This is a genomic window from Mycolicibacterium sp. XJ879 (assembly GCF_053483935.1).
In genome coordinates this window covers 369,101-395,365 of record NZ_JBEFTH010000003.1, presented here as the reverse complement: position 1 = coordinate 395,365, position 26,265 = coordinate 369,101, and the positions used below count along the sequence as shown (strand labels likewise).

The window sequence follows — 26,265 nt, the reverse complement described above, 5'->3', positions numbered from 1 at the left end:
TGTGAGACAGTCGGGTATGCGACCACCGAGCCTGCCTGCACCGAAACCGTTCAGCGCGGTGTTCGGGGGCGTGTACGCCGCGGCATACGGGGTGGGCGGCCAGCAGCTCGTGCACCAGCTGGTGCGGCGTTGCGGCCCGGTGGTGGAACTCCCGGTGCTGGGCTTCGGAAAGGTGGTCGCCGTCGGCGATGCGACGCTGGCCAAGCAGGTGTTCACCGAGAAGTCCGACGTCCTGCTGGGCGGCGAAGGGGTGGGGCCGGCGGCGGCCATCTACGGCCCACGATCGATGTTCGTCCAAGAGGAGCCCGAGCACCTGCGCAGGCGCCGGTTGCTGACCCCGCCGCTGCACGGCCAGATGCTGGACAGCTACGTGCCGATCATCGAGGCGGCGACGCGGTCGGCGATGGCGACCTGGCCGGTCGGGCGGCCGATGCGCATGCTGAAAGCGGCGCGTGAACTCACCCTGGATGTCATCGTGCAGGTCATCTTCGGGGTCCAGGATCCGGAATCGGTGGCGCGGTTCGGCAAGCCGTTCGAGCAGCTGCTCGACTTGGCGCTGGCCGAGGAGACACCGGTGCGATACGCGCTGCGCCGGGTGGGAGCGCTGCGCCGGTGGGGCAAGCTGTCCGACGTCAACCGCAGGATCGACGAGCTGGTAATGCCGCTGATCGCCGAACGGCGCTCCGATCCTTGCTCCGCCGACCGAACGGACATTCTCAGCATCCTCGCGCACGCCCGCACCGACGACGGGGACCGGCTGTCCGAGGACGAGATTCGAGCCGACCTCATCACCTTGATGCTCGCGGGTCACGAAACCACCGCGACGACCCTGGCTTGGCTGATCGACCTGCTGCTGCACCACCCGGACACGTTGGCACGGGTGCGCGAAGAAGCCCGGTCCGGCGACACCGAGTACACCGAGGCCGCCATCTCCGAAACGTTGCGGCTGTGGCCGGCCGCGCCGATCACCGGCCGGATGACCACCGGCCCCTACCGGCTGGGCGACTACCTCCTCGACCCGGGAACGCGCATCGTGCTGCTGCTCGATGTCGTGAATCGCGATCCCAGCACCTACCCCGAGCCCGACGAGTTCCGGCCCGAGCGGTTCATCGGCAGCCGACCGCACCCCTATGCCTGGATCCCGTTCGGCGGCGGTCTCAAACGGTGTATCGGCGCCAGCTTCTCGATGTGCGAGCTGACCACCACGCTTCACACCATCCTGCGTGAGGGCCATCTGGAACCGGTCAGCTCCCGGCAAGAGGCCGCGCCACTGCGGGCCGCGCCGGTCGTTGTGCCACGCGACGGCACGATGGTGCGGTTCATACCCGCAACCAGCCCTCGGTGTGCCGGTAGAACGTCGAACGCCTGACCGGGCGGGCGGCCGGCACCCCGTCGCGCAGCACGGTGGCGCCCGTCGTGCCCAACTGGGCGGCGCGGCCGGTAACCCAGCGCAACCGACCCCTGCGCAGTACCGCCGCGCGCAGCCCCGGCAACGTCGACGTGGGTTCGACGCGGACCCCGGGGGTCTCGCCGTCGAACAGCACGGTGTCGTCGACGACGGCCTCACCAAGAAGGGGCTTACCGGCCGGGTCGCCGCGCCATTCCGCGGCGCCGACGACCACGGTGCCGGTTTCGTCGCGGATCAACGGCACCCGCGTGGCGGCGCCGTGCAGCGCCCGGCGCACCTGCCATGGACGTCGTACGTGCGCGACCTCGACGTCGAGCCGGTCGGTGCGCAGTAGCCGGGTCAGCACGCCGGCCAGGTCGGCATCCGACCCCACGACGATCATCCGACGACAGGCGACCTCGGGGCTGTCGACGACGGGCAAACCACGCAGCGGGCGGGGCAGTCTGCGGTCGCCGAACGACAACACCACGATGTCAGCGGCGCTCAACGCGGCTCCTCACATGGGGCTGGGATAAGGTAGCTCACCGGCTGCAAAGTGTTGATGCAAGAGTAGCGGCGAACTGCGAGGACCGAGCCATGCCGGCAATCGTGCTCATCGGCGCCCAGTGGGGCGACGAGGGCAAAGGAAAAGCCACCGATCTACTCGGTGGGCGTGTCCAGTGGGTGGTGCGCTACCAGGGCGGCAACAACGCCGGCCATACCGTCGTGCTGCCCACCGGCGAGAACTTTGCCCTTCACTTGATCCCCTCGGGCATCCTCACGCCCGGCGTTACCAACGTCATCGGAAACGGCGTCGTCGTCGACCCGGGTGTACTGCTCACCGAGCTCAAGGGGCTCGAAGACCGCGGCATCGACACCGAACGGCTACTCATCTCGGCCGACGCCCACCTGCTGATGCCGTATCACGTCGCGATCGACAAGGTCGTGGAACGCTATGCGGGCAGCAAGAAGATCGGCACCACCGGCCGAGGTATCGGCCCGTGCTACCAGGACAAGATCGCCCGCATCGGAATTCGCGTCGCCGACGTCCGCGATCCCGTCTTGCTCGCCGAAAAGATCGAAGCCGCACTGGAGTTCAAAAACCAGGTGCTGGTGAAGGTCTACAACCGCAAAGCGGTCGACGCCGACGAGGTGGTCGAGACCCTGCTGGAGCAGGCCGAAGGGTTCGAACAACGCATCGCCGACACCCGCTACCTGCTCAACACCGCGCTGGAAGACGGCGAGACGGTTCTGCTGGAAGGCTCGCAGGGCACCCTGCTCGACGTCGACCACGGCACGTATCCCTATGTGACGTCGTCGAATCCGACGGCTGGTGGTGCAGCGGTCGGATCCGGTATCGGCCCCACCCGCATCACCACGGTGCTGGGGATCCTCAAGGCGTACACCACGCGGGTGGGCTCGGGCCCGTTCCCGACCGAGTTGTTCGACGAGAAGGGCGAATACCTTTCGAAGGCGGGCGGTGAGGTCGGTGTGACGACGGGACGGCAGCGCCGCTGCGGATGGTTCGACGCGGTGATTGCCCGCTACGCCACCCGCGTCAACGGAATCACCGACTACTTCCTGACCAAACTCGACGTGCTGTCCAGCCTGGAGACCGTGCCGGTGTGCGTGGGTTACCGAGTGGACGGTAAACGCCTCACCGACATGCCGATGACCCAGTCCGACATCGCTCGCGCCGAACCGATCTACGAGGAACTGCCAGGTTGGTGGGAAGACATCTCCGGGGCCCGTGAGTTCGACGATCTGCCCGCCAAAGCACGCGACTACGTGTTGCGGGTGCAAGAGCTTGCAGGAGCGTATGTTTCGTGTATCGGGGTGGGCCCTGGCCGCGAACAGACCATCGTGCGCCGTGACGTCCTGGCGGCCCGTTCGTGAGCCAAGATCCGCATCTGATCGACCCCGACTACGACAAGCATGGCGGCTTCCCCGATTTCGAGCCCGCGCAGCCAGGGCCGGGGTTCGGCCGGTTCCTGACCGCGATGCGCCGCCTGCAGGATTTGGCTGTCTCCGCCGATCCCGACGGTGACACATGGGACTTGGCCGCCGACCGCACCGAGGAACTCGTCAAGCTGCTCGAACCTTTCGAAGCACCCGAAGGCGTCGGGCCGGCCAACCGGGTGCCGGATCTGCCCGGCGCCGGCAGCCTGCTGATGCCGCCGTACCGGGATGTCACTATGAGCCCCGAGGGTGTCGAGCTCACCGTGCAGTTCAGCCGGTTCTCGGTGGGCGGTAACTCCGCGGTTCACGGGGGCGTGCTGCCGTTGCTGTTCGACTCGGTGTTCGGCATGGTCATCCACGCCGTCGGCCGGCCGATCAGCCGCACCGCGTTCTTGCACGTGGACTACCGCAAGGTGACCCCCATCGACACGCCGTTGACGGCGCGGGGGTGGATGCGAAAAGCCGAGGGCCGCAAGGCGTTCGTCAACGCCGAACTGCGAGACCCGGACGCGAACCTGCTCGCCGAAGCCAACGGGCTGATGATTCTGCTGCTGCCCGGACAACCGTGAACTCGCCGCGACCACACCGGCTTTCGACACCGAGGGCGGCTGCGGTGGCCGGGGTGCTGTTCGCGCTGCTCTTCGGTACTGCACTCGTGCTGATCCGCACCGCTCTGCCCGACGGGGCTGAACCCGGATCGCAGTGGATCGCGGGCGCGAGCGGCCAACTGCGGGCCTCGGCGATCCTGATGCCGTTCGCCGGCATCGCGTTTCTGTGGTTCATCGGTGTCATCCGTGACGGCTTCGGCCGCTACGAGGACAAGTTCTTTGCGACGGTGTTCATCGGCAGCGGTCTGCTGTTCTTGGCGATGATCTTCGCGTCGTCGGCGGTGGGTGCGGGCCTGGTCGCCAGCCGGGCTGGTCAGGCCGACGTGACCGCGCGCGACGAGGTAGCGGCGTTCGGCCAGGCCATGCTCGAAGTCCTCAGCACCACCTACGGACTGCGGATGGCTGCGGTGTTCATGATCTCGCTGGCTACCATCTGGCTGCGGACCGGGCTGATGCCCCGCTGGCTTGTCGTGGCCACCTACCTGGTGGCCGTCGGGCTTCTGATCGCCGCCGACGTCAGCATGTGGCTGGTGCTGGCGTTCCCGCTGTGGGTGCTGGTGGTCAGTATTTTGCTGCTGGTCCGGGCCGGCGTGATCGACCTCGATCATCAGCCGTAAGCCACGAGCGCTGAATATGATCGTGGGCTCGGTGCAAAAGGCTGACGACGGATGGCGCAGCTGGGCGTGGCCCGCCAGCAACCGCGGGCTGTGCTTGGAGCAGGACGACTAGTCGATCAGCCGCAACGCCTGTGAGGGGCAGAGCTTGACCGCTTCCTGCACGTTGTGCACCTGTTCCTCGGGCACCTCGCCGGTTTGGACGTCTCCGCCGTCCGTGTCGACAAGGACCACCACGATGCCGTCGTCGTCCTGATCGAACACCGCGTCGGCCACCATCACACAGTTTCCCGCTTGGATGCACACATTGCGGTCAGCTTGAACTTTCACCATTTCACCTTCAACGATTTCAGACCGTAGATGAAGTGAAACGACCGGAACGGTACATCGTCGAAATCCTCGGCCAGCTCCAACGTCGGAAACCTGCGCAGCAGTGCGGGAAACGCGATGCGCATCTCCATTCGGGCCAGCGGCGCGCCGAGACAGTGGTGCACACCGTGGCCGAACCCGAGATGCCCGATCGCGCCGCGCCGGATGTCGAACAGGTCGGGCGCGTCGATGAAGTCCGGATCGCGGTTGCCCGACGGCAATGAGACGAACACGAGTTCGCCCGCCGGGATCTTTACCCCGGCCACTTCGACGTCGGTGGTGGTGTAACGCGGAATCGCGCTGTGCACGATCGACAACCACCGCATCAGCTCCTCCACCGCGGGTCCCACGGCGTCCGGGTCGTCACGCACTGCGGCCAACTGGTCGGGGTGGCGCAGCAGCGCCAATGTGCCCAGCCCCAACATGTTCGACGTGGTCTCGTGTCCCGCGAGCAGCAGCAGGCCGGCCACGCCGATGAGCTCGTCGTCGGTGAGGTCGGCGCCGTGCTCGCGGACCAGCATGCCAAGGATGTCGTCGCCGGGCTCGGTGCGGGCGCGCTCGACCAGCGAGCCCATGTAGGCGCGGCCCTGCCGCTGCATGTCCAGCCGCTCGGCAACGGGCGCGGACAGGTCGAGTTGACGCGCGCTGCGCTGCTGGAACTCCGCGCGGTCTTCGTAGGGCACCCCCAGCAGTTCGCAGATCGCCAGCGACGGAATCGGCAGCGCGAAGGCTTCGACCAGGTCGACGGGCGGACCGGCGCCGGCCATCGCGTCGAGGTGCTCGTCGACGATTTGGGTGATGCGCGGTTCCAGCCGCTTCATCCGCCTGATGGTGAACTCCGGGGTGAGCATGCGGCGCAGCCGCTGGTGTTCGGGCGGGTCGAGGCCCAGCAGGTTTCCGGAGCGGGCCCTGGCCAACTCTTCCTCGGAAAGCGTTGGCGCGCCGGGCAGCACGAAACCGGGTGGACGGACGTTGGAGAACCGTTCGTGATCCGACAGCACGGCCTTGATGTCGTCATGGCGGGTCACCAGGTAGACCTGCATGCCGAACGAGTTGGTCGACGTGGACACCCCGAGGCGCTCGCGGATCTCCCGCAGCGCTGGCGTCGGGTTGAACCCGTCGCGCCGCATGTGCAGCGGCGGCGCCGCAACGGATTCGGTCATGCTTTCGACGGTACCGGCGAGCGCTCGCGCCGGGACCGACGCTTTGGTCGTTTTTACTCGCGCTAACCGTGCAAATCGTCCCTTTCGGCGGGAGAGTGGGCGCCCGACTCCCTGACCCACGGGGCCGGCCACCAGATGCGCGGGCCGATCAGCGTGAACAACGCAGGGATGATCACCGTGCGCACCAGGAACGTGTCCAACAGGATGCCGAGCCCGACGATGATGCCCACCTGGGTCAACACGATCAGCGGCAGCACGCCCAGCACGCAGAACACCGCCGCGAGCACGATGCCGGCGCTGGTGATGACAGCGCCGGTCGCCGATACCGCACGCACGATGCCGTTGCGGGTGCCGTGCTCGGGTGTCTCCTCACGCGCACGGGTGACCAAGAAGATGGTGTAGTCCACGCCCAGCGCCACCAGGAACAGGAACGCGAACAGCGGCGCGGTGTTGTCCAGCGCCGGGAAGCCGAAGATGTGCACGCTGGCCCAGCCGCCCAGACCCAGCGCGGCCAGCGCGCTGAGCACCGTCACCGCCACCAGCACCAGCGGCGCCAACGCCGACCGCAGCAGCACATACAGCACAGCCAGCACCACGACCAGAATCGCCGGCACCACAACCGCCCGGTCGTGCCCCGCGGCGGCGCTGGCGTCGCGCGCGGTGGCATCCGATCCGCCAACCAACGCGTCGTCGTCGACCGCGCTGACCGAGGCGCGCAGCTCGTCGACGATGGTGAACGCCTCGTCGGACGCCGGTTCCGCGTCGAGCACCACCGACCACTGGGTGAGCCCGGTCGGGCTTTGGCCCGCCGGCGTCGCCGACACCACGCCGGGCGTCTCGGTGATCGCGCGTTCGACGTCGGCCGCCCGATCGGTCGGCGCGACCACGTGCGTCGGGTCGGTCAGGCCGCTGGGAAAATGCTCGGAGAGCCGTTCGTATCCGGTGACGGACTCGGCCTGCACCCGGAATTGTTCAGTCTGAGACAGGCCGACCGGCGTGTTCCACACCCCGATGCACAACAGCGCCAGCCCCGCGATCGACACCGCAGCGACCGGGCCGGGACGGCGGGCCACCGATTCGGCGATGCGGTGCCAGATCCCGCTGTCGGTCAGGGGTTTGGCGCCCATCTGCGGAATGAACGGCCAGAACAACCGCCTGCCGAACAACGCCAGCAGCGGCGGCAGCACCAATAGCACGTACACCGCAGCGACGATCAACCCGGCCGCCGCCTGCACCCCGAGGCTGCGCACACTCGGTGAGGAGGCGAAGATCAGCGTCAGTAACGCCAGCACCACCGTCGCGTTGCTCGCCAAGATGGCCGGCCCGGCCCGACGCACCGCGGTGCCCAACCCCTCGCGGTGGTTCTCCTTGCGGCCCAACTCCTCTCGGTAGCGCGAGATCAGCAGCAACGCGTAGTTGGTGCCCGCGCCGAACACCAGCACGCTGGTGATGCCCGACGTCGACCCGTCCGGCGTCATGCCGACGGCCTGAGCCACGGCGGTGCCCAGCACCGCGGCCACCCGGTCGGCGAACCCGATCACCGCCAACGGCACCAGCCACAGCACGGGGGAGCGGTACGTGATGATCAGCAGCACCGCCACGACGGTGGCCGTCACCGCCAGCAGCGTGATGTTGGCGCCCGAGAACGAGTTGGCGATATCGGCGCCGAACGCCGGGCCGCCCGTGACCTCGGTGCGCAGATCCGGCGGTAGCCCCGCCGCGGCCTGCTCGCGCAGCTGCTTGACCGCGTCGTTGAGCTCGAAGCCCGACAGCTCCGAGTCCAGCGGCACCGCCGCCAGCGCGGCCTGGCCGTCGGCGGAGACCTGTGCGGGCCACTTCTGGTTGACGGCGTCGATGTCGGCCGGGCTCAGCAACGCGCCGTCGGTACGGGTGACGACGATGATCGCGGGAGCGGCGTCGCCTCCGGGGAACTGCGCGCGCAGCTCGTCGACGCGGGCGGACTCGGCGGAGTCGGGCACCGGAACCGGCGACCGGTCACTGGAATCGTCGCTGCCGATCAGCGCCATCAGGACGCCGGAGAGGGCGACCACGAGCACTGCCAATACCCAGGACACGGGTCGCGACATGTCCTCCAATATTTCAGAGATGCCCATGCTCCCGCTGGCCCAGTATCTGGCAGGCTGGACGGCGCGATGAGTGACACGACCGAACCGGACACACCCCCAGAGCCGAAATCGGCGAACTCGACGGTGATGCTGCTCGGTGCCGGCGAGCTGAGCCGCGAGCTGGCACTGGCTTTTCAGGGGCTGGGCGCCGATGTCATCGCGGTGGACCGCTACGCCGACGCGCCCGCACACGCGGTGGCCAAGCGGTCGGTCGTCGCCCAGATGACCGACGCCGACGCGCTGACCGCGCTGATCGAGAAGGAAGCGCCGCGCTACATCGTGGCCGAGGCCGGGTTGATCGCCGCCGATGCGTTGATCGCGGTCGCCGAACGGGGCGAGGTCGAGGTGTTCCCGACCCCGCGCAGCACCCGGCTGTCACTGGACCGGGAGGGTCTGCGCCGGCTGGCCGCCGACGAACTGGGCCTGCCCACCGCGCCGTTCTGGTTCGCCGGTTCGGCCGAGGAGTTGACCGCGGTGGCCCAACACGCCGGCTTTCCGCTGGTGGTCAAGCCCGTCTCGGCGGCGCCGGGTGAGGGGGAGTCCGTGCTGCTGCGGGTCGAGGACGTCGAGCCGGCGTGGCAGCGCGCCGTCGTCGCGGGCCGGATCCCGCACAACCGGGTGATGGCCGAGACGGTCGTCGACGTCGACTTCGAGGTCACGCTGCTGACCGTGCGGACCACCGGACCGACGGGGCCGACGGTGCATTTCTGCGAGCCGATCGGTCACCGCCAGGTCGACGGCGGCGTGCTGGAATGCTGGCAGCCGCAGCCGATGCCGTCGGCCGCGCTGGATGTCGCCAAGTCGATCGCCGCGCGCATTGTGAACTCGCTGGGCGGGCGCGGCGTGTTCGGTGTCGAGCTGCTGGTGCGCGGCGACGAGGTGTACTTCGACAGCGTGCAGCCGCGTCTGCACGACAGTGGTTTGGTAACTCTGCGCTCCCAACGGCTTTCGGAGTTCGAACTGCACGCGCGTGCGATCCTCGGCCTGCCGGTGGACACCATCATGATCTCTCCGGCCGCCGCCGAAGTGGCCTACGCCGGTGCCGAATCCACCACCGGGGCGGGGGTGGACCCGCAGGCCGTGCTCGCCGATGCGCTGACCGTGGCCGAAAGCGACGTGCGGTTGTTCAACCGGCCCGACGACGGCGAGACGCCGCGCCGGTTGGGGGTGGCGATCGCGACCGCGGCCGACCCGATCGTGGCCCGCGACCGCGCGAGGCGCGTCACGGCGGCGCTGCGCGGGCTCTGGTAGCCATGTCCGAGCCGAATCAGGCGGACCGGCCGACGATGGGGCCGTTTCTGGCTGCGCTGGCCGTCGTGGCGCTCGTCGGCGTCGGCATCGTGATGTTCAATCTGTTGGGCGACGGCGAACCGTCCGCCGAGCAGCAGGTCGCCCGCGCGGTGATCGCGCAGAACGACGCGCTGCAGCGGGAGAGCTACGCCGACTTCCGTTCCCACACGTGTGCCGCCGAACGCGGCACCGAAGCCGACATGCTTGCCGGTCAACAGGATTCGGTCGAGTCGCGCGGCGAGCGGTTCGTCGACGACGTCACCGACGTCGAGGTCGACGGTGAGCGTGCCAGCGCCGAGGTGACCTACCACTTCGACAAGGCGCCGGACGCCAAAACCACTGTTCCCATCAGCTTTGTCCGCGAAGACGGGGCATGGAAGGTCTGTTCGGCCGGTCCCAGGTAGCTATGGGAGACTTCGGTCCGTGAACTATGCCGGAGACATCACGCCGCAGGAGGCTTGGACGCTGCTGACCGACGTCCCGGAGGCAGTGCTCGTGGATTGTCGCACCGAAGCCGAATGGCGTTTCGTCGGCGTTCCGGATCTGGGCCCGCTGCGGCGCGATGTCGTGTTCATCGAATGGAACCGCTCCGACGGTACGCACAACGAGGCGTTCGTCGAGGACCTCGTCGACCAGATCGGTGACAACGCCGAGCGGCCGGTGGTGTTCTTGTGCCGCTCGGGTAACCGCTCGATCGGCGCCGCGGAGGCCGCCACCGCGGCCGGTATCGCGCCCGCCTACAACGTGCTCGACGGGTTCGAAGGCCACCTCGACGAGCGCTGGCACCGCGGGGGAAGCGGGTGGAAGGCCGTCGGCCTGCCGTGGAAGCAGTCATGAGCGACGACCCCGAAGTGCCGTCGGTGCGGCGGCCCGCCGAACTGCCCGACGGTGTCGGGCAGGCCACCATCGGTGCGCGCGGCGGGCTGCTGCGGTCGCAGTTCGAGGAGACCGCTGAGGCGATGTACCTCACGTCGGGATACGTCTATGCATCGGCCGCCGAGGCCGAAAAGGCGTTCACCGGCGAGGTCGACCGCTACGTGTACTCGCGCTACGGCAACCCGACCATCTCGATGTTCGAGGAGCGGCTGCGCCTGATCGAAGGCGCGTCCGCCTGCTTTGCTACGGCCACCGGGATGGCGGCGGTGTTCACGTCGCTGGGCGCGTTGCTCGGCGCCGGTGACCGCTTGGTCGCCGCGCGCAGCCTGTTCGGTTCGTGCTTTGTGGTGTGCGACGAGATCCTGCCCCGGTGGGGTGTGGAAACGGTTTTCGTCGACGGCGAGGATCTGTCCCAGTGGGAACAGGCGCTATCAGTGCCGACCGCGGCCGTGTTCTTCGAGACGCCGTCGAACCCGATGCAGTCGCTGGTCGACATTGCCGCGGTGTGCGAGCTCGCCCACGACGCGGGTGCAAAAGTGGTGCTGGACAACGTATTCGCCACCCCGATTCTGCAGCAAGGCTTTCCGCTCGGTGTCGACGTCGTGGTGTATTCGGGCACCAAGCACATCGACGGGCAGGGTCGCGTGCTCGGCGGGGCGATTCTGGGCGACAAGGACTACATCGACGAACCGGTGCAAAAACTGATGCGCCACACCGGCCCGGCGATCAGCGCATTCAATGCGTGGACGCTGCTGAAAGGTTTGGAGACGTTGGCGCTTCGGGTGGAATATCAGAACGCGTCGGCGCAGCGCATCGCGGAGTTCTTGGAGAACCATCCTGCCGTCAGCTGGGTGCGGTACCCGTTCCTGGAATCGCATCCGCAGTACGACCTGGCCAAGCGCCAGATGACTGGCGGCGGCACGGTGATCACGTTCGAGCTGGGAAGCGGCACAAAGCAGCGCGCCTTCGAAGTGCTTGACAAGCTGCGACTCATCGACATCTCCAACAACCTGGGCGACGCCAAGTCGCTGGTCACCCATCCGTCCACCACCACCCACCGCGCGATGGGCCCGGAGGGCAGGGCGGCGATCGGACTCGGCGACGGGGTGGTGCGAATCTCGGTGGGGCTGGAAAACACTGAGGATCTGATCGCCGACATCGACGAGGCGTTGAGTTAGTGTCGCGGCGGTCGAATGAGAAGAAGGCACGGCGGCGCAAGCGGCGGGCCGCGCGCGACGCCCGCTGGGTGCCGGACTCCGTCATGGCCGCGATGTCCGACGACATCGAAATCGCCGCGGTGCTCGAGGAGTTGGACCAACGCATCACCGAGCGCGGCTGGGTCTTCGACGACGACGCCTCCGACGACGAGTCGGCGCTGTGGTTCTATGCGCCCTCACAGGCCGACGTCGGCGACGACGACACCGTCGACGCGACGACGATCGTGCTGACCGCAGCCGACAACGCCGACATCGTCCACGTGGTGTTCGTCGGTACCGGCGAGGACTACCAGTTCGGCTTCGAGGAGCTGTTCGAGTGCCTCGACGTGATCGAGGCATACCGCGCCGGCGATCAGGTACCGAGCTTCACCCCTTAGCGTGAAGGCGGCGTGAGAGCTCATCCTCGTACGCTTTTTCCCTCGCTTTCCGTACCAGGCTGTGCGCTCGCGGGGCTGCCGGTAACGGCTAGTCCTCCACTACGCCCTGGGCGTCCTGCGCGCGCTGCTCGTAGCCCTGGCGCGCGGTGGCGTCGAATTCCAGGAACACCCGGTCCAGGCCCAGCTTGTTGTTCAGCCAACGGCGTGCGCGCGGGCCGAGCAGCTGCGCGGCCTGCGCGGTGAACCGCAGCGGAGGCGGAACGGAGACATGGGTTTTCGGCTTCTGCAGTGTCTTGACCACGGCCGCGGCGATGTCTTCGGGCTCCACCGGCTTGATGGCTCCGCTGCTCTTGGTGCCCGAGATCAGCTCGGTTTTGGTGAACGGCGGCATGATCACGGAGACGTCGACACCGTGCGGCGCTATCTCGTCGGCCAGCGCGGCCGACAGCCCCACCACGCCGAACTTGGCGCCCACGTACACCACCTGGCCCGGCACCGGGATGAGGCCCGACAGCGAGGCGATGTTGATGACGTGTCCGCTGCGGCGCGCGATCATGCCCGGCAGCACCAGCTGGCAGCCCGCGATGACGCCGTAGAGGTTCACCTCGATCGAGGACCGGATGGACTGCTCGGATTGCTCGAGGAACGGGCCGATCGGCATCACGCCCGCGTTGTTGATGAGCACGTCGATGTGGCCGCCACCGTCGGTGCGCGCCTTGTCCAGAAACGTCGTGAACGACTCGCGGTCGGTGACGTCGAGCGGATACCCCGACACCGGCCCGAGCTTGGTGAGCTGAGCGACGGCCGACTCCTGAAAGGCCACGTCACGGTCGCCGATCACCACCCGCGCGCCGTGCTCGAGCAGCGCCTTCGCGGTCGCGTAGCCGATGCCGCGGGCAGCGCCGGTGATCGCGATGGTCTTGCCCCTGATGTTGTCCATGCGGCCAAACTTTACACGTGTCAAGTTCATCGGGGAAGCGTGCCGGAATAGGCCTGCGCTCCTCGCGGTAGACATGGAAGTGATGCACCTTCGCTTCGTACCGGTCACTCAGGACGACCCGCTGGCTGCGCCGCTGCTCGCCGAGTTGGCCAAGGAGTACGCCGGCCGGTACGGCGGCAGCGAGGAACGCGTCATGAAATGGCTGCGTTCGGTGCCGCCGCACGCTTTCGCCCCGCCTAGCGGCGGGCTGCTGATCGGGATGCTCGGCGATCAGCCGGTCACCGGCGGCGGGTTCTGCCGCTTCGACGAGAACACCGCAGAACTCAAGCGCATCTGGACCGACAGCCGGTTTCGGCGTCAGGGTCACGCGAGGGCGCTGCTGGCCGCGCTGGAGGCCGAGATCGCCGCGCGCGGCTATCGGCGGGTGTACCTGATGACCGGAGACCGCCAACCCGAGGCTGAAGCGCTTTATCTGGCAACCGGATACATTCCCCTGGACGAACCGTTGCCGTCAGACGGTGAGGTGTTTCCTGTCGCGTTTGCCAAGGCTCTCAACGGGCAAACCGTGGCAATCGAGGCCGACAGGGAAGTGGACATGTGACGTTGACGCAGACGACCGTCGGCTGGCTGATCCTGTTGGCTGCCGCCGGAACGTTTGCGCTCGGGCTCGCGTCGCGGGTGTTCATCGGCCGGAGGCGAAACACCAGGTCGGTGCGCGGGATGGTCCGGTTGTTCCGCCGGACCGGGGTGGCGCGCGTGCTGTTCGGCCGGTTCGAGGATGACGTGCTCGACGACGAAGAACTCGACAGCATGATCCTGATGCCAGCCGTCGTGGTGGGGTGCGGGCTGTGCCTGACCGCGATCTTCCTGCTGGGTTACCAGAGCCTCATTTGAGAGTCGCCCCGCGCCTGGCGGTTTCGGCGGCCTGCCGGACTGATCCGCGCCACACCGGTCCGTGTCCTGGCAGCAGCACCTCGGCGTCGAGCCTCGCCAATGCGCCCAGGCTGCGCACGCAGCCGTCTTGGTCGTGGTTGAACAGCGTGGGCAGCAGCTGCGGCCCGCCGCGCGGTGCCAGCGGGTGCCCGGTGACCAGCGCGTCACCGCTGATCAGCACACCGTCCACCAGATAGGAGCAGTGCCCGCCGGTGTGGCCAGGGGTGGCAACCGCAACCGGCTGGCCGGGCAGCGCCGCGGCGACGTCGTCGGTGAGCGGTTGGGCCGCCGGTATACCTTCGCGGGTCAGTGCACCCTTGCGGGTGATCGCCACCGTCCACGCCAGATAACGCGGGTGCCAGATGTGCTTGGCGATGTCGACCGGCGATGCCTGCTCCAGGTACTCGCGTTTGGCGTGGCCCACCTCGGCGGCATGCGAATATACCGGTGTGCCATGGATTTTGGAGAACCAGATGGCCGAACCGAAATGGTCGACGTGGGCGTGCGTGAGCAGGATCGCCCGCAGGTGCTCGACGCCGAAGCCCAGTTGGCGCAGCGACGCCAGCACTTCGTCGCGGCTGCCGGGGAAACCGGCGTCGATCAGCAGCACACCATCACCGTCGGTGACTAGCGTCCAGTTGACGAGCTCGGTATGGGCGAAATGGACGGTGTCGGTGACGGCGGTCAGGACCGGTGCCATCCCGCGAGTCTAGATAGTGGAGTAGAACTGAGACGTGGCTGAACTCAAACTCGGATACAAGGCGTCGGCGGAGCAGTTCGCCCCGCGTGAACTCGTCGAATTGGGCGTCGAGGCAGAAGCACACGGCATGGACAGCGCGACGGTCAGCGATCACTTCCAGCCCTGGCGGCACGAGGGCGGCCACGCGCCGTTCTCGCTGTCCTGGATGACGGCGGTCGGTGAACGCACCAAGCGCATCGTGCTGGGCACGTCGGTGCTGACGCCGACCTTCCGCTACAACCCGGCCGTCATCGCGCAGGCGTTCGCCACCATGGGCTGCCTGTACCCGGACCGGATCTTCCTCGGGGTGGGCACCGGGGAGGCGCTCAACGAGATCGCCACCGGCTACGAGGGCGACTGGCCGGAGTTCAAGGAGCGCTTCGCCCGGCTGCGGGAATCCGTGCGGCTGATGCGTGAGCTGTGGCTCGGCGACCGGGTGGACTTCGACGGCGAGTATTACCACACCAAGGGGGCGTCGATCTACGACGTGCCCGACGGCGGCATACCGGTCTACATCGCCGCGGGCGGCCCGGTGGTGGCCAAGTACGCCGGCCGCGCGGGCGACGGGTTCATCTGCACGTCAGGTAAGGGTGCGGAGCTGTACCAGGACAAGCTCATCCCCGCGGTCAAAGAAGGCGCCGAGAAGGCCGACCGCAACGCCGACGACATCGACCGGATGATCGAGATCAAGATCTCCTATGACCCGGACCCGGACCTGGCGTTGAAGAACACCCGGTTCTGGGCGCCGCTGTCGCTGACCGCCGAGCAGAAGCACAGCATCGACGACCCGATCGAGATGGAGAAGGCCGCCGACGCGCTGCCGATCGAACAGGTGGCCAAACGCTGGATTGTCGCGTCAGATCCGGACGAAGCCGTCGAAAAGGTCGGCCAGTACGTGAAGTGGGGGCTCAACCACCTGGTGTTCCACGCGCCGGGGCACGATCAGCGCCGGTTCCTGGAGCTGTTTCAGAAGGACCTGGAGCCCCGGTTGCGCCGGCTTGGCTGATCTGATCCGCGGTCGGCTTGGCGGTCGCCGGCCGCCCGGTCGTGCGGTAGATCCGGAACCGTTCGTCGCCCGTCGCGCCGTATACCGAATGCACCAGCGTGCCGAGCCCGGCGCCGTCCTGCCATAGCGTCGGATAGCGCAGGTTCAGGGCATCGGCGTTGCTGATGTTCGGATTGCTCGCCACGATGTACCGCACGCCGAAGTCCCACGGCCGGTTCAGCGCCGCGGCGAAGTCGTAATCGCTGGTGATCACGAATTGGCGTGGCCGGTCCGACGCCAACCAGACACCCCAGGTGTTGAACGTGTCCATCAACACCGCGCCGTCGGGCAGCCGCTTGCGGTCGAAGTAGTCGGCCAGCGCACGGTCGTTGACCATCAGCCGTCGGTACCACTGTTCCTCAGGCGGATACCGCTCCGGGTCGACTAGGGACCGCAGACCGAACTGAAGTTGTTGATTGCCGATCCGTTCGTCGGCCATCGCGGCGAGGGTCACCGGAATCCCGATCATCAGTGAGACGCTCAGCAGCACCGCACCCGCGCGAGCCGCCACATTATCGGCAAGCCCCCGAACGTCTTTGCCAGTTGAACCAGGCTCCCACAATGCCAGCGCTACACAGATCACCAGCGGGACGGCCAACAGGTAGAACCGGAACCAGCCGAATGTGGACGACGTGTACTGGCCCCACACGGCGAATGCCAGAACGGGTCCGAGCACGGCGACCGGCACCAGCGCGTCGGCTCTCCGGCGCAGCACGCTGTGTGCGACGGCGACCGCCACAGCCAACACGACGAACGGCTGCATCCCGAGCAATCGTGCGGCGATCACCACCCAGTCGCTGGACGCGGCCTCGCCAAGCGGGCCGCCCCGCTCCGCTGCAGCGCTGACCTGACTGTCGTTGCCGTACTGCGATGACAACGTCGCGAACAGTTCACCTGAAACCACCCAGCTGGTCAGTGCCCAGACGATGAAGGCTGTAGCCAGCGGGAAGAGCACGATGATGACACAGAGAATGGCGTTGTTGACTCGTTGCGATCGATGTGCGGCGTGGAATGCGAAGGCCCCGACGAGTAGCGCCGCACCGCAGGCGGCGGGGACCGTTTCATAGCGACAGAGGTAACCGAGGCCCAAAGCGATGCCGGCCCAGGCCAAATCGCCCACCCGCTCAAAACGCACCCACTGCAGGAGGTGGCGCACGCACCACAGGAGGCAAAATATATGGGCCGCTTCGCTCATCCCGGATGCCCCGTAGATGATGATCATCGGCTGCAGCGCGAAGCATCCGACGGCCAACCAACGCCAGGCCTTACCCACGCCGCGGTCCAGCGCGATACGCCGTATCAGCACAGCCGCGGCCGCCATGAACAACGCGCTCTGCATAACGCCGGCCAGTCCGTGGGTCTTCAGTTCGGGCCACCACTGGCTGAGCGGAAGCATCGGTATCTGAACCATGCTCGGCAGCGGATTCCAGACGAAGCCGATGGCCGACAGATGCGGATGGCGGCTCATCACCACGTATCCGGCATTGGCGACACGGCTCGGTGCATCCGGATCGAACATGTTGAACTGCAACACGAGTACGGCCCCGACGGCGAAGTACAGGATGGACAGCGCAACGAACAGGCCGACGCCCCAGACGCGCCGAGGTTCAGTGGCGGGCGCGGGGTCGCTGGCGACTGACCCTGCGTCGCCGGCAATCGAAGGCCGTACGGTTACCACCTCACTGGGTACCGCGTCGCCGGCGGATAACCAACAGCACAGCCGCTGCGATCACGATCGCGACACCGGCGGCGATCGACGCCCATGCCCACCACTTCCAGTGGTCCCCGGGATATTCGTTGATCAGCCCGCCGCCTTCGCGCACGGTGAGGTTGACGGTCTGCCGCTCGGCGCCGGTGGCAACGACGTCACCGGACAGCGATGCCCAGCGGTTCTCGAGGCCGCGGATGTAGTTGAACGCGTCTGCGACGAGAGACCAGTCACCGCGGCCTGATATCGCCAGCACGGTACGGCCGTTGTGAGTGAACGCCTGTACGACGCCCAGCGGACCGCCCAGATCCAGCTCGGTATCTGGGCTCGCGTTGACGTTGACGGTGTTCGCTGCACCCGGCTGGATCGGTGGATTCATTCCAGCGTTTGCCATTTCGCTACCTTCGGTCACCGCCAACAGGCCCGTGCCGGCAGAGGCGGCTTCCGCGAACGACGTGAGTTTGGGACGCAGCGCCACCGTCGTCTGCTGTCCCATCAGGTTGATCGCTTGCGCGGCGTAGGTCAGATGCTCCGGGTTGTCGATGGCCACATCGAAGTCCGGTGTGAACGCCATGGGCAGAACCGGAAACCCGCCACGGTTGTGGGTGCCGGGTGTGACGGTCACCGTCGACTGTGGGTCCAGCGCGAAGGTCATACGATCGTTCAACGGTGCGCATTCCTGACGGGGGCTGTACCGCAGCTCCATAGCGATACCGATCGTTGAGGTGATCGACTCGGGAGGTATGTCACCGATGACGTCCAGCACGCCGGATTCGTCGAGAACATGGGTGGCCAGCACGGTGGAGCCGGAGCGGATCAGGATCGATGCCTCGCCGCCGACCACGGGTGTGTACTTGGCTTTGACGTGCACCTTCGCGTGGCTGATCGGCCCGAGAGCGAACTTGCTGACGTCGAAGCCGGCGTACAGCGTGCTGGTTCCCAGCACCGACGCCTCGCCGGCCATGCCGAGCTGCGCGAACGTCTTTATGTTGGTGGCCTGGCTGCGGTCCTCCAGCGCTGAAAGCGTTGCGGCCGAGGGTGACTGGGCCAGACTGAAGCGTCGGTCGGCGAACAGGTCGACCTGCTGCACCAGCTCTTGACCGGTGCCGGTGATCGCCAACGCCGCATCCTGTGTGCCGGCGTTCTCGACCTTCAGCGCCGCAGTTGCGCCGTCGCGAATGTCGATCACCCGCCGCGCTGTGCTGCTCGCCGGCGACACCGCGCCGTCGGAACTGTCCACCTCGATCCGCACGGGCATCGGCCGGTACAGATGGGTCAGTTCAGCGACCAGATCCAGCGCGGCCTGCTGTTGGCTTTCCGTTGGTGCCGAACCAACGCGGATGAGGACCTGGTCGAGGTAGCCGGGCAGAAAATCCGCGACGGTGCGGGGTGCCGGAGTGGGGCCGGAGAACGCCGCTGCCAGCTGGCTCAACGCCAGCGAGGGCCGTTGTGTACAGCTGTCGACGGCGACGGTCTTGTCGCGCAGCACGAAACTGAGTTGAGCCTGCCCGTCGTTGATCTCGGCGCGTGAGATGTCGACTTTGAACGGTACGGTGGCCATATCGGCTGGCACGGGGATCGTGCCGAGCACGACGCCGCGTCCGTCGGAAACTTCGATCCGGCCCTCGACGACGTTGACCACCGATCCGACTTGACCGGTCAGCGTCGTCGGTGTCACGCCCGACGGCACCGGAATCGAAACGCTGGTCGACTGGTTCGACCCGATCAGCTCCAAGCGGTCCGGAAGCCCCAACTCCGGCCAGACGATCGGCGGCGTCACGTTGGAGCCGGGAATACCAGAGTCCCGTGGATCCGCTGAGGCACGTGGCAGCTCGGGCTGCATGACTTGCGCCCATAGGGCCGCGACGACGACGAGGGCGACGCCCACCGTCCGGACGATTGCGGTCACTGAGAACCTCCAGCGGATGGCGGTGAAATATGCGGAGCTGTCAGCCCGTGAACTGTCTTCTCCCAGAAGAACGGTCGGAACAGCAACTGGTAGATGGCTTTTACGGCGGCAACCGCCTGAAGCAGCCAATACACCGGTGTCAGAAGTGCGGCCGGCCACAGATGGGGTTTGCCGAGTTCTTTGGTGACGACCAGCCCGGAGTAGATCGACAACGGAGCACCGATGAGGAACAGCGTCAAGCAGATGTAGTAGGTCGTCGGCGGAAAGACCATCGCGATGAAGTGAGGGCGTCCCAACACCCAGACCAGTAACGTGAACCAGAACACCAGGTTGCAGACTGCGGTCAACGGCACTCCACCGGTCATGTTGAGCAGTCGGAGTATTGCCTTTGTTCCGATCTCGCGCCGCAGTCCCGAGGGGTTGCGCAGATGCACGAGCATGGTCTGCAGGTAACCCTTGTACCAGCGGGACCGTTGCCTGATCCAGTTCACCACGTCGGAGTTGGCCTCTTCCAACGTGATCGAGTCCAGGATCATGGTGCGGTAGCCATGCCGCGCCAGTCGCACACCGAGGTCGGCGTCCTCGGTGACGTTGTACTCGTCCCATCCGCCGATCTCCCGCCAGGTGGCGGTCGACATGTGGTTTGAGGTACCGCCGAGGGGGACCACGCAACGGGCTTTCTCGACGGCGGGCAGGATGACGCCGAACCACTGGTCGTACTCCAGGGAGAACCACCGCGTGAGCAGGTTCTGCTTTTCGTTGAAGTAGCCGAGTCTTGCTTGCAGGCACCCGATTTCGTCGGGCAGCCGGCGGAATGCGGCCACGGCGCGGCGCAACTGCAACGGCTCGGGGATGTCCTCGGCGTCATAGATCGTCACCATTTCGCCGCGTAGATCCGGCAGCGACATCCCGTAATTGCAGGCTTTCGGTTTGGTCTTCGGCAGGCTGTGCGGAACCAGGACAACCCGCACAGATTCGAGTTCGGCGCCGATCAGCGCCGCCTGGGTGGCGACGTCGTCCTCTTCGACCAACAGCAGCACTTCCAGCTTGTCACGCGGGTAGTCGAGCTTGCCGACTCCGTTGATCAGGTTCGTCACGATCGACGGTTCGTCGTAAACAGGTAGCAGGACCGTATAGACCGGGAGTTCGTCGTCGGACAGTGCCAACGCTTCCTCGCGGGTCACCCGCACCATCGCCGATTCGCGAAGTCCTTTGAACAGCAGGTAGTTCCGGTCGATGGTCGCAGCCAGGTAGAACAGGGCGACGATACCTGTCAACAGTGGCGCGACAACGTGTGGCGCCGCGATGACGGTGCCTACCACAATTGCGGCCAGCGCGCCGAACCGCAGGAGCGACTTACGGTTCAGCGCGGTACGTGCCGAGAAGTGGGCCGGCAGGTGCGCCGGGATGAGGGCTTTAGTCACTGGTCGGTGCCCCGGTGGCCTCGGCCGACTTGACGAGACCACGCGTCAGGTGGTCGGCGCGGCTGAGAACCGATTGGTCCACCTCACCGTCGACATGGGGTTGCTGTCGTGTGGTCCACAGCGCCGGTTTGACCGAGGTGTCCAACAGGGACAGCGGTGCGGGGTCCGGAGGCATGTCGCGCCCGTCGAAGGACTGGCTGACGATCACCGTGACGGTTTGGTATTCACTGCCGGCGTGCCAGTTCCAGGTGACGGCGTACCAGTGCTGATCACTGCCGTACATCGCTGCATCGGCGTTGGTGTGCACGATCCTGGCGCCTTCCGGAAGTCCGGCCGACGGCGGAGCAGGCCGGTATTCCACTGGGCTGGCGCTCGGGTACCACACCGCGCCCGCGAAATCGTCCTGCGCCGCGCGGCTGGGGCTGGTCATTACATCGACTGCGGCCGCAGGCATCGCCGCGCTTCCGGGTAGCGCGTAGCGCAGCAGGGTCGCGTCCGCGCCGAGGGATCGGGTGATGAACGGGAACGCCTCCGGCGCGGTGAGACCGGCGTGTGCGGTCCAATCAGCCGGGACCGACGGCGCGTCGGCCTGACGGGAGGAGGAAAAGTTCACGACGGCCAGCACGATCGCGATGACCGTGAGCGCGGCCAGCGATACCGGCGAGAGGCGCGGGAGACGCGCGTCGGAGGGCTGCGGTTCGTCGCTCATCGACCGTGTCATGCGGTGCAACATGACAGCGCTCAGCACCGGGAGGGCGCCCGCACCGATGACGACCGCGGTGAGTAGGCCGATATACGCCTCGAGGAACGTCACAACGACGGCGGCCAAAACGAAGCAGCCCGCGGTCGCGATCAGCCGGTGCCGTAACCCGGCGGCTTCTGACGCGAGGAACACCGCGACGGCACCCACACCGGCGGCCAGCAGGGCCGCGGCATCGTCGGAGCCGCCGAGTGCGGCCGTGGCCAGCAAGAAAGGCAGTGGTGTTGCGCAGCAGACCGCGAACACCCATAGCTTCCACATGTGCACCACATGGCGGGCGCCGAACAGAATCACCAGCAGGCAGGCGAACCATACGACGAAGCCCAAGGACTGTAGGCGCCAGAGCGAGGACAGCGTCGACATGCGTTCGCTCAGCAAATGGATCGCCGTGAAGCACGAGATTCCCACGAATGCGGCGATGATCCAGTCGGACTCCGAATCGCCGACGCCACGTGACGGGCGGCGGTAGCCGGTCGCGATCAGCACCATGAGAAGCGGGGTGATCGCCAGAATGACCGTGCGCGAGCCGGCCGCGGCATCGGCGACAGCCTGGCCGAACACCCCGAAGTAGCCGACCAGGCCGAGTGTGGCGGCGATGCCGAGCCGTGCGGAGAACGGCAGGTCTGCGACCGATGCACGCCGACGCGGGACAGTACTGACCGGCCGCTGCGTGAGCACCACGCTCAAGGTGGACGGTTGTGTCCTGAGATCGGGCGGAACTGCAGTGTCAGTCATGGTCCTCGCAACGGGCAGGGGGCCTACCGAAACACTCCCGCGCCATTGCAAGGAGTTTGCTAGCTTTGCGCTCGCAAGTAATTTACCAGATGGTTAGTAGTGCTGACGTGTCGGTACGTCAATTTATAACGCCAACGCAAATTCGATCGTCTTTCCTGAGACGAAGGTCACACGCGTTTTTTCCCGCGCGGCGGAAATCCAGCAGGCCGGTATGAGCCGGCCGAGCGGTTTCCCGGCCGACCGGCGGAGGGTGATTGCCTTAGGCTGGCGTGCGTGCCCGCTGATCCATATGGGATCTACGTCGCCTCACCCGAGGGCGATACCGGTAAGTCGACGATCGCCCTCGGCATCCTGCACCGGCTGACCGCCACGGTCGCCAAGGTCGGTGTCTTCCGGCCCATCACCCGCCTCGGGGAACAGCGCGACTACATCCTCGAATTGCTGCTCGCCCACGCGACGGCGGATCTCGCCTACGACGACTGCGTGGGGGTCAGCTACCAGCAGCTCCACGACGACCGGGATGCGGCGGTTGCCGACATCGTGGACCGCTACCACCAGGTCGCCGAACAGTGCGACGCGGTGCTGATCGTGGGCAGCGACTACACCGACGTCGCCACGCCCAGCGAGCTGTCGACGAACGCACGCATCGCCGCCAACCTCAAGGCGCCGGTGGTACTGGCGGTGAAAGCCAAGAACCGTACCCCCGACGAGGTCGTCAAGCTCGTCGACATGTGTCTTGACGAGGTGGCCACACAGCATGCGTACACCGCCGCCGTGGTGGCCAACCGCTGTGACCCCGACCAGATGGCCGAGGTCGCCGAGGCGCTCGAGTCCTTCAAGCCGAACTGCTATGTGCTGCCCGAGGCGCCGCTGTTGGTGGCGCCGACGGTCGCGGAGCTGCAGAAGGCGGTAGACGGTTCGATGGTGATCGGCGATCCGGTCCTGCTCAACCGCGAGGTGACGAGCATGATGGTGGCCGGCATGACCGCCGAGCACGTGTTGGAACGGCTGACCGAGGGCGTCGGCGTCATCGCCGCCGGCGACCGGTCCGACGTTGTGCTGGCCCTGTCCAGCGCGCATGCCGCCGAAGGCTTCCCGTCGTTGTCGTGCATCATTCTCAACGGCGGCCTGCAACTGCATCCGTCGATTGCCGCACTCGTTTCGGGTCTCGGCCTGCGGTTGCCCATTCTCGCGACAGGGCTGCGCACGTTCGAAACCGCAAGCAGGGTGGCGGCGACACGGGGCCGGGTGACCACCACGTCGCAGCGCAAGGTCGACACCGCGCTGCAGTTGATGGAGACCCACGTCGACACCGCCGAACTGCTCGCCCAGCTTGCCATTCCGATACCCGACGTCGTCACCCCACAGATGTTCACCTACCAGCTGCTGGACCAGGCCCGGTCGGACCGCAAGCACATCGTGCTGCCCGAAGGCGACGACGACCGCATCCTGCGGGCCGCAGGCCGGTTGTTGCGCCGCCACGTCGCCGACCTCACCATCCTCGGCGACGAATCCCAGATCCGTTTCCGCGCAGCGGAGCTCGGGATTGATCTGTCCTCGGTGACCGTGCTCAACCCGCAGACCAGCGACCTGTGCGACAAGTTCGCCGAGCAGTACGCCGAACTGCGCAAACACAAAGGCGTCACCGTCGAGCAGGCCCGCGAGATCATCCACGACGTCTCGTATTTCGGCACCATGCTAGTGCACAACGACATGGTCGACGGTATGGTTTCGGGGGCCAAGCACACGACCGCCCACACCGTGCGGCCCGCCTTCGAGATCATCAAAACCTCACCCGGCGTCTCCACCGTGTCGAGCATCTTCCTCATGTGCCTTGCCGACCGGGTGCTCGCATACGGCGACTGTGCGATCGTGCCGGACCCGACGTCAGAGCAACTGGCCGACATCGCGATCTCCTCGGCAAGTACCGCGGCCCGGTTCGGCATTGAACCGCGGGTCGCCATGCTGTCGTATTCGACGGGCAGCAGCGGCTCTGGCGCCGACGTAGAAAAGGTCAGGCTGGCAACCGAACTCGTACAAAAGCGCGCACCCGAACTGCTTGTCGACGGGCCGATCCAATACGACGCAGCGGTGGAACCCTCCGTCGCCGCATCGAAGATGCCCGACTCCAAAGTCGCCGGCCGCGCGACGGTGTTGATCTTCCCCGACCTCAACACCGGCAACAACACCTATAAGGCGGTGCAGCGCAGCGCAGGCGCCATCGCGATCGGGCCCGTACTGCAGGGCCTGAACAAACCCGTGAACGATCTGTCCCGGGGTGCGCTGGTCGAGGACATCGTCAACACCGTCGCGATCACGGCGATTCAAGCCCAAGGGCAACCAACATGACCGCGCCGGCCCGGACGGTCCTTGTCGTCAACTCGGGCTCGTCGTCGCTGAAATGCCAACTAATCGACCCGGATTCGGGCGCATCGCTGGCAGACGGGACCGTGGAACGCATTGGCGAAGACTCTGCGCTGGCGGGGGTCACCGTCGGGCAGCGCGAAGCCCGACGCGACGGCCCGGCCATCGTCGATCATGAGGCGGCGCTGCGTACCGCGTTCGACCTTCTCGACGAGGCAGGCGCCAGCCTGGACACGGCCAACCTGGTCGCTGTCGGCCACCGCGCAGTGCACGGCGGCCGCAGCTTCTATGCGCCGACGCTGGTGACCGAGGAACTGATCGCCAAGATGCGCGAGCTGGCACCGCTTGCGCCACTGCACAATCCGCCCAGTGTGCTCGGCATGGAGGTGGCCCGCAAGATCCTGCCGGAGCTACCGCACATCGCCGTCTTCGACACCGGCTTCTTCCACGACCTGCCTGCGGCCGCTGCGACCTACGCGATCGACCGGAACACCGCGCAAAAGTGGAACATCCGCCGGTACGGGTTTCACGGCACCTCACACCAGTACGTCAGCGAGCAGGCGGCGGCGTTCCTCGACGCACCGCTGGAGTCGCTGAACCAGATCGTGCTCCACCTGGGCAACGGCGCGTCCGCGTCGGCCATCGCCGGTGGACAGGCGGTGGACACGTCCATGGGCCTGACCCCGCTGGAGGGGCTGGTGATGGGCACCCGTCCCGGCGACATCGACGCCGGCGTCATCTTCTACCTCATGCGCACCGCGAAGATGAGCGTCGACGAAGTAGACGAGATGCTCAACCGGCGCTCCGGGGTCTTCGGCCTTGGCGGCGAGATCGACTTCCGGGAGCTTCACGAACAGATCGAAAACGGTGACGCGACAGCGCAATTAGCGTACGACGTGTATATCCACCGGTTGCGTAAATACATCGGTGCCTACATGGCGGTGCTCGGCAACACCGACGTCATCGTGTTCACCGCCGGTGTGGGCGAGAACGACGCCAACGTGCGCCGCGATGCTGTGACGGGGCTTGCGGGGTTGGGCGTCGAACTCGACGAACACCTCAACGCCAGCCCGGGCAAGACCGCGCGCCGCATCTCGACCGAAAACTCACCGACCACGGTGCTGGTGATTCCCACCAACGAGGAACTGGCGATCGCCCGCGACTGTATTGCAGTGCTCGGCTCGTAACGACTTCGAGGGCCTCGAGTGTGGGATTGATCGACGCGAAATCGGCTGATGCGTGCCTCAACCCAACACTTGACCAGCGGGTTGGGGTGGCTTAGGCGCCCGCGACGAGCGCGCGGCCCCCGGCCTGCAAATCGTCGAGCACCGACTGCGGCTTTTCAAGCGGCAGGGTGGCGTCGGGATTGCAGATAGCCAGCAGGCGGCGGACCTGTCTGCCGCAGCGCAGCTGCCAGGTGACGCCGCTGCGCGAGCAGATCACGTTGACGTTGTGCAGCGCGGCGAACCCCGAGGTACCGAAGAAGTCGACCAGCCGAAGGTCCATCACCAGATGCGAGGCACCGATCAGCTGCGCTTCCACATACGTCACCATGGCGCGGCTGTTGGTCGCGTCGACCTCACCCTCCACCGTGACGACAACGTCGGATCCCCGATGGGATGCGCAGAACTGGGCGCGGTGGTGGTGTTCACGCCGGTCCAGCGCCGCGGGATCTGGACGGAAGATCCGAAAGGTTCCTACCGCAGCAGACACGATGGACTC

25 protein-coding genes are annotated in these 26,265 nt (G+C 66.7%); 14 read left to right on the top strand and 11 right to left on the bottom strand.

Going from position 1 to position 26,265, the window contains the following annotated elements; translation table 11 throughout:
* Window positions 1-16: 16 nt before the first annotated feature.
* A complete protein-coding gene (locus tag ABQF13_RS09180) occupies window positions 17-1,369 on the top strand; it encodes a cytochrome P450 (RefSeq protein WP_448392413.1) in 1,353 nt (450 codons plus the stop codon).
* Here the strand turns inward: ABQF13_RS09180 and ABQF13_RS09175 are convergent.
* Entirely contained in the window at window positions 1,320-1,895 is a 576-nt protein-coding gene (locus tag ABQF13_RS09175) for a peptidase M50 (RefSeq protein ID WP_448392412.1), read from the bottom strand. The genes ABQF13_RS09180 and ABQF13_RS09175 overlap by 50 nt on opposite strands.
* Window positions 1,896-1,984: 89 nt before the next feature.
* Between ABQF13_RS09175 and ABQF13_RS09170 the strand changes: the two genes are divergently transcribed.
* Genes ABQF13_RS09170 through ABQF13_RS09160 form a run of 3 tightly spaced genes read left to right on the top strand, consistent with a single transcriptional unit; the run spans window position 1,985 to window position 4,571 of the window.
* Window positions 1,985-3,283, top strand: a complete 1,299-nt coding sequence (locus ABQF13_RS09170) for an adenylosuccinate synthase (protein ID WP_448392411.1) — start codon at window positions 1,985-1,987, stop codon at window positions 3,281-3,283.
* Window positions 3,280-3,915, top strand: coding sequence for a PaaI family thioesterase (locus ABQF13_RS09165; RefSeq protein WP_448392410.1), 636 nt, complete (start codon window positions 3,280-3,282; stop codon window positions 3,913-3,915). Before ABQF13_RS09170 ends, ABQF13_RS09165 begins: the two co-directional genes overlap by 4 nt.
* Before the next feature lie 44 nt (window positions 3,916-3,959).
* Window positions 3,960-4,571 carry a hypothetical protein gene (locus tag ABQF13_RS09160; protein WP_448392409.1) on the top strand — a complete coding sequence of 204 codons (612 nt, stop codon included), beginning with the start codon at window positions 3,960-3,962 and terminating at the stop codon, window positions 4,569-4,571.
* A gap of 108 nt (window positions 4,572-4,679) precedes the next feature.
* Here the strand turns inward: ABQF13_RS09160 and ABQF13_RS09155 are convergent, their stop codons facing one another.
* From ABQF13_RS09155 to ABQF13_RS09145, 3 genes are all read right to left on the bottom strand, one after another.
* Entirely contained in the window at window positions 4,680-4,898 is a 219-nt protein-coding gene (locus tag ABQF13_RS09155) for a ferredoxin (protein ID WP_448392408.1), read from the bottom strand.
* A complete protein-coding gene (locus tag ABQF13_RS09150) occupies window positions 4,895-6,100 on the bottom strand; it encodes a cytochrome P450 (RefSeq protein ID WP_448392407.1) in 1,206 nt (401 codons plus the stop codon). Before ABQF13_RS09150 ends, ABQF13_RS09155 begins: the two co-directional genes overlap by 4 nt.
* A gap of 62 nt (window positions 6,101-6,162) precedes the next feature.
* Complete coding sequence (locus tag ABQF13_RS09145; RefSeq protein ID WP_448392406.1) at window positions 6,163-8,187, bottom strand: MMPL family transporter; 2,025 nt, start codon at window positions 8,185-8,187, stop codon at window positions 6,163-6,165.
* A 66-nt stretch (window positions 8,188-8,253) separates the two neighbouring features.
* Between ABQF13_RS09145 and purT the strand changes: the two genes are divergently transcribed.
* Genes purT through ABQF13_RS09120 form a run of 5 tightly spaced genes read left to right on the top strand, consistent with a single transcriptional unit; the run spans window position 8,254 to window position 11,986 of the window.
* Complete coding sequence (gene purT, locus ABQF13_RS09140; protein WP_448392405.1) at window positions 8,254-9,477, top strand: formate-dependent phosphoribosylglycinamide formyltransferase; 1,224 nt, start codon at window positions 8,254-8,256, stop codon at window positions 9,475-9,477.
* Between the two features lie 2 nt (window positions 9,478-9,479).
* Window positions 9,480-9,920 carry an Rv0361 family membrane protein gene (locus tag ABQF13_RS09135; protein WP_448392404.1) on the top strand — a complete coding sequence of 147 codons (441 nt, stop codon included), beginning with the start codon at window positions 9,480-9,482 and terminating at the stop codon, window positions 9,918-9,920.
* Between the two features lie 19 nt (window positions 9,921-9,939).
* Window positions 9,940-10,353 (top strand): rhodanese-like domain-containing protein, encoded by a 414-nt coding sequence (locus tag ABQF13_RS09130; RefSeq protein WP_448392403.1) that lies wholly within the window; start codon window positions 9,940-9,942, stop codon window positions 10,351-10,353.
* Window positions 10,350-11,570 carry an O-succinylhomoserine sulfhydrylase gene (locus ABQF13_RS09125; RefSeq protein WP_448392402.1) on the top strand — a complete coding sequence of 407 codons (1,221 nt, stop codon included), beginning with the start codon at window positions 10,350-10,352 and terminating at the stop codon, window positions 11,568-11,570. Before ABQF13_RS09130 ends, ABQF13_RS09125 begins: the two co-directional genes overlap by 4 nt.
* Window positions 11,570-11,986 (top strand): hypothetical protein, encoded by a 417-nt coding sequence (locus ABQF13_RS09120; RefSeq protein ID WP_448392401.1) that lies wholly within the window; start codon window positions 11,570-11,572, stop codon window positions 11,984-11,986. The genes ABQF13_RS09125 and ABQF13_RS09120 overlap by 1 nt, the downstream gene beginning before the upstream one ends.
* Window positions 11,987-12,074: 88 nt before the next feature.
* On the opposite strand, the gene ABQF13_RS09115 is transcribed toward ABQF13_RS09120, so the two are convergent.
* A complete protein-coding gene (locus tag ABQF13_RS09115; RefSeq protein ID WP_448392400.1) occupies window positions 12,075-12,926 on the bottom strand; it encodes an SDR family oxidoreductase in 852 nt (283 codons plus the stop codon).
* An 82-nt stretch (window positions 12,927-13,008) separates the two neighbouring features.
* Between ABQF13_RS09115 and ABQF13_RS09110 the strand changes: the two genes are divergently transcribed.
* Together ABQF13_RS09110 and ABQF13_RS09105 are read left to right on the top strand one after the other, a co-directional pair.
* On the top strand, window positions 13,009-13,527 hold the full coding sequence (locus ABQF13_RS09110; RefSeq protein WP_448392399.1) for a GNAT family N-acetyltransferase: 519 nt from the start codon (window positions 13,009-13,011) through the stop codon (window positions 13,525-13,527).
* Window positions 13,524-13,820 carry a hypothetical protein gene (locus tag ABQF13_RS09105; RefSeq protein ID WP_448392398.1) on the top strand — a complete coding sequence of 99 codons (297 nt, stop codon included), beginning with the start codon at window positions 13,524-13,526 and terminating at the stop codon, window positions 13,818-13,820. Before ABQF13_RS09110 ends, ABQF13_RS09105 begins: the two co-directional genes overlap by 4 nt.
* On the opposite strand, the gene ABQF13_RS09100 is transcribed toward ABQF13_RS09105, so the two are convergent.
* Complete coding sequence (locus ABQF13_RS09100; RefSeq protein ID WP_448392397.1) at window positions 13,813-14,559, bottom strand: MBL fold metallo-hydrolase; 747 nt, start codon at window positions 14,557-14,559, stop codon at window positions 13,813-13,815. The two genes, ABQF13_RS09105 and ABQF13_RS09100, sit on opposite strands and share 8 nt — an antisense overlap.
* 34 nt (window positions 14,560-14,593) lie before the next feature.
* Here ABQF13_RS09100 and fgd point away from each other — a divergent pair, with 34 nt between their 5' ends.
* Window positions 14,594-15,604: a glucose-6-phosphate dehydrogenase (coenzyme-F420) gene (gene fgd, locus ABQF13_RS09095; RefSeq protein WP_448392396.1), complete on the top strand. Its 1,011-nt coding sequence runs from the start codon at window positions 14,594-14,596 to the stop codon at window positions 15,602-15,604.
* Here fgd and ABQF13_RS09090 read toward each other — a convergent pair.
* From ABQF13_RS09090 to ABQF13_RS09075, 4 genes are read right to left on the bottom strand one after another with little or no spacing between them, the layout of a single operon-like run.
* The gene (locus tag ABQF13_RS09090; RefSeq protein WP_448392395.1) at window positions 15,507-17,321 is read right to left on the bottom strand and encodes a glycosyltransferase family protein; all 1,815 of its coding nucleotides are present in this window, start codon (window positions 17,319-17,321) and stop codon (window positions 15,507-15,509) included. The genes fgd and ABQF13_RS09090 overlap by 98 nt on opposite strands.
* A gap of 1 nt (window position 17,322) precedes the next feature.
* Window positions 17,323-19,260 carry a hypothetical protein gene (locus tag ABQF13_RS09085; RefSeq protein ID WP_448392394.1) on the bottom strand — a complete coding sequence of 646 codons (1,938 nt, stop codon included), beginning with the start codon at window positions 19,258-19,260 and terminating at the stop codon, window positions 17,323-17,325.
* Window positions 19,257-20,684, bottom strand: coding sequence for a glycosyltransferase family 2 protein (locus ABQF13_RS09080; protein ID WP_448392393.1), 1,428 nt, complete (start codon window positions 20,682-20,684; stop codon window positions 19,257-19,259). Before ABQF13_RS09080 ends, ABQF13_RS09085 begins: the two co-directional genes overlap by 4 nt.
* Window positions 20,677-22,179 carry a hypothetical protein gene (locus tag ABQF13_RS09075; protein WP_448392392.1) on the bottom strand — a complete coding sequence of 501 codons (1,503 nt, stop codon included), beginning with the start codon at window positions 22,177-22,179 and terminating at the stop codon, window positions 20,677-20,679. Before ABQF13_RS09075 ends, ABQF13_RS09080 begins: the two co-directional genes overlap by 8 nt.
* A 273-nt stretch (window positions 22,180-22,452) precedes the next feature.
* Between ABQF13_RS09075 and pta the strand changes: the two genes are divergently transcribed.
* Window positions 22,453-24,528 carry a phosphate acetyltransferase gene (gene pta / locus ABQF13_RS09070; protein ID WP_448392391.1) on the top strand — a complete coding sequence of 692 codons (2,076 nt, stop codon included), beginning with the start codon at window positions 22,453-22,455 and terminating at the stop codon, window positions 24,526-24,528.
* Window positions 24,525-25,730, top strand: a complete 1,206-nt coding sequence (locus tag ABQF13_RS09065; protein WP_448392390.1) for an acetate kinase — start codon at window positions 24,525-24,527, stop codon at window positions 25,728-25,730. Before pta ends, ABQF13_RS09065 begins: the two co-directional genes overlap by 4 nt.
* 91 nt (window positions 25,731-25,821) lie before the next feature.
* Here the strand turns inward: ABQF13_RS09065 and ABQF13_RS09060 are convergent, their stop codons facing one another.
* Complete coding sequence (locus ABQF13_RS09060; protein WP_448392389.1) at window positions 25,822-26,256, bottom strand: STAS domain-containing protein; 435 nt, start codon at window positions 26,254-26,256, stop codon at window positions 25,822-25,824.
* Window positions 26,257-26,265: the final 9 nt, after the last annotated feature.

Excerpts from the sequence above, each read along its gene's own strand:
- ABQF13_RS09180 (WP_448392413.1), top strand. The coding sequence starts at position 17 with ATGCGACCACCGAGCCTGCCTGCACCGAAACCGTTCAGCGCGGTGTTC.
- ABQF13_RS09170 (WP_448392411.1), top strand. The coding sequence starts at position 1,985 with ATGCCGGCAATCGTGCTCATCGGCGCCCAGTGGGGCGACGAGGGCAAA.
- ABQF13_RS09150 (WP_448392407.1), bottom strand. The coding sequence starts at position 6,100 with ATGACCGAATCCGTTGCGGCGCCGCCGCTGCACATGCGGCGCGACGGG.
- ABQF13_RS09145 (WP_448392406.1), bottom strand. The coding sequence starts at position 8,187 with ATGTCGCGACCCGTGTCCTGGGTATTGGCAGTGCTCGTGGTCGCCCTC.
- purT (WP_448392405.1), top strand. The coding sequence starts at position 8,254 with ATGAGTGACACGACCGAACCGGACACACCCCCAGAGCCGAAATCGGCG.
- ABQF13_RS09135 (WP_448392404.1), top strand. The coding sequence starts at position 9,480 with ATGTCCGAGCCGAATCAGGCGGACCGGCCGACGATGGGGCCGTTTCTG.
- ABQF13_RS09125 (WP_448392402.1), top strand. The coding sequence starts at position 10,350 with ATGAGCGACGACCCCGAAGTGCCGTCGGTGCGGCGGCCCGCCGAACTG.
- ABQF13_RS09115 (WP_448392400.1), bottom strand. The coding sequence starts at position 12,926 with ATGGACAACATCAGGGGCAAGACCATCGCGATCACCGGCGCTGCCCGC.
- ABQF13_RS09110 (WP_448392399.1), top strand. The coding sequence starts at position 13,009 with ATGCACCTTCGCTTCGTACCGGTCACTCAGGACGACCCGCTGGCTGCG.
- ABQF13_RS09100 (WP_448392397.1), bottom strand. The coding sequence starts at position 14,559 with ATGGCACCGGTCCTGACCGCCGTCACCGACACCGTCCATTTCGCCCAT.
- ABQF13_RS09075 (WP_448392392.1), bottom strand. The coding sequence starts at position 22,179 with ATGACTGACACTGCAGTTCCGCCCGATCTCAGGACACAACCGTCCACC.
- ABQF13_RS09065 (WP_448392390.1), top strand. The coding sequence starts at position 24,525 with ATGACCGCGCCGGCCCGGACGGTCCTTGTCGTCAACTCGGGCTCGTCG.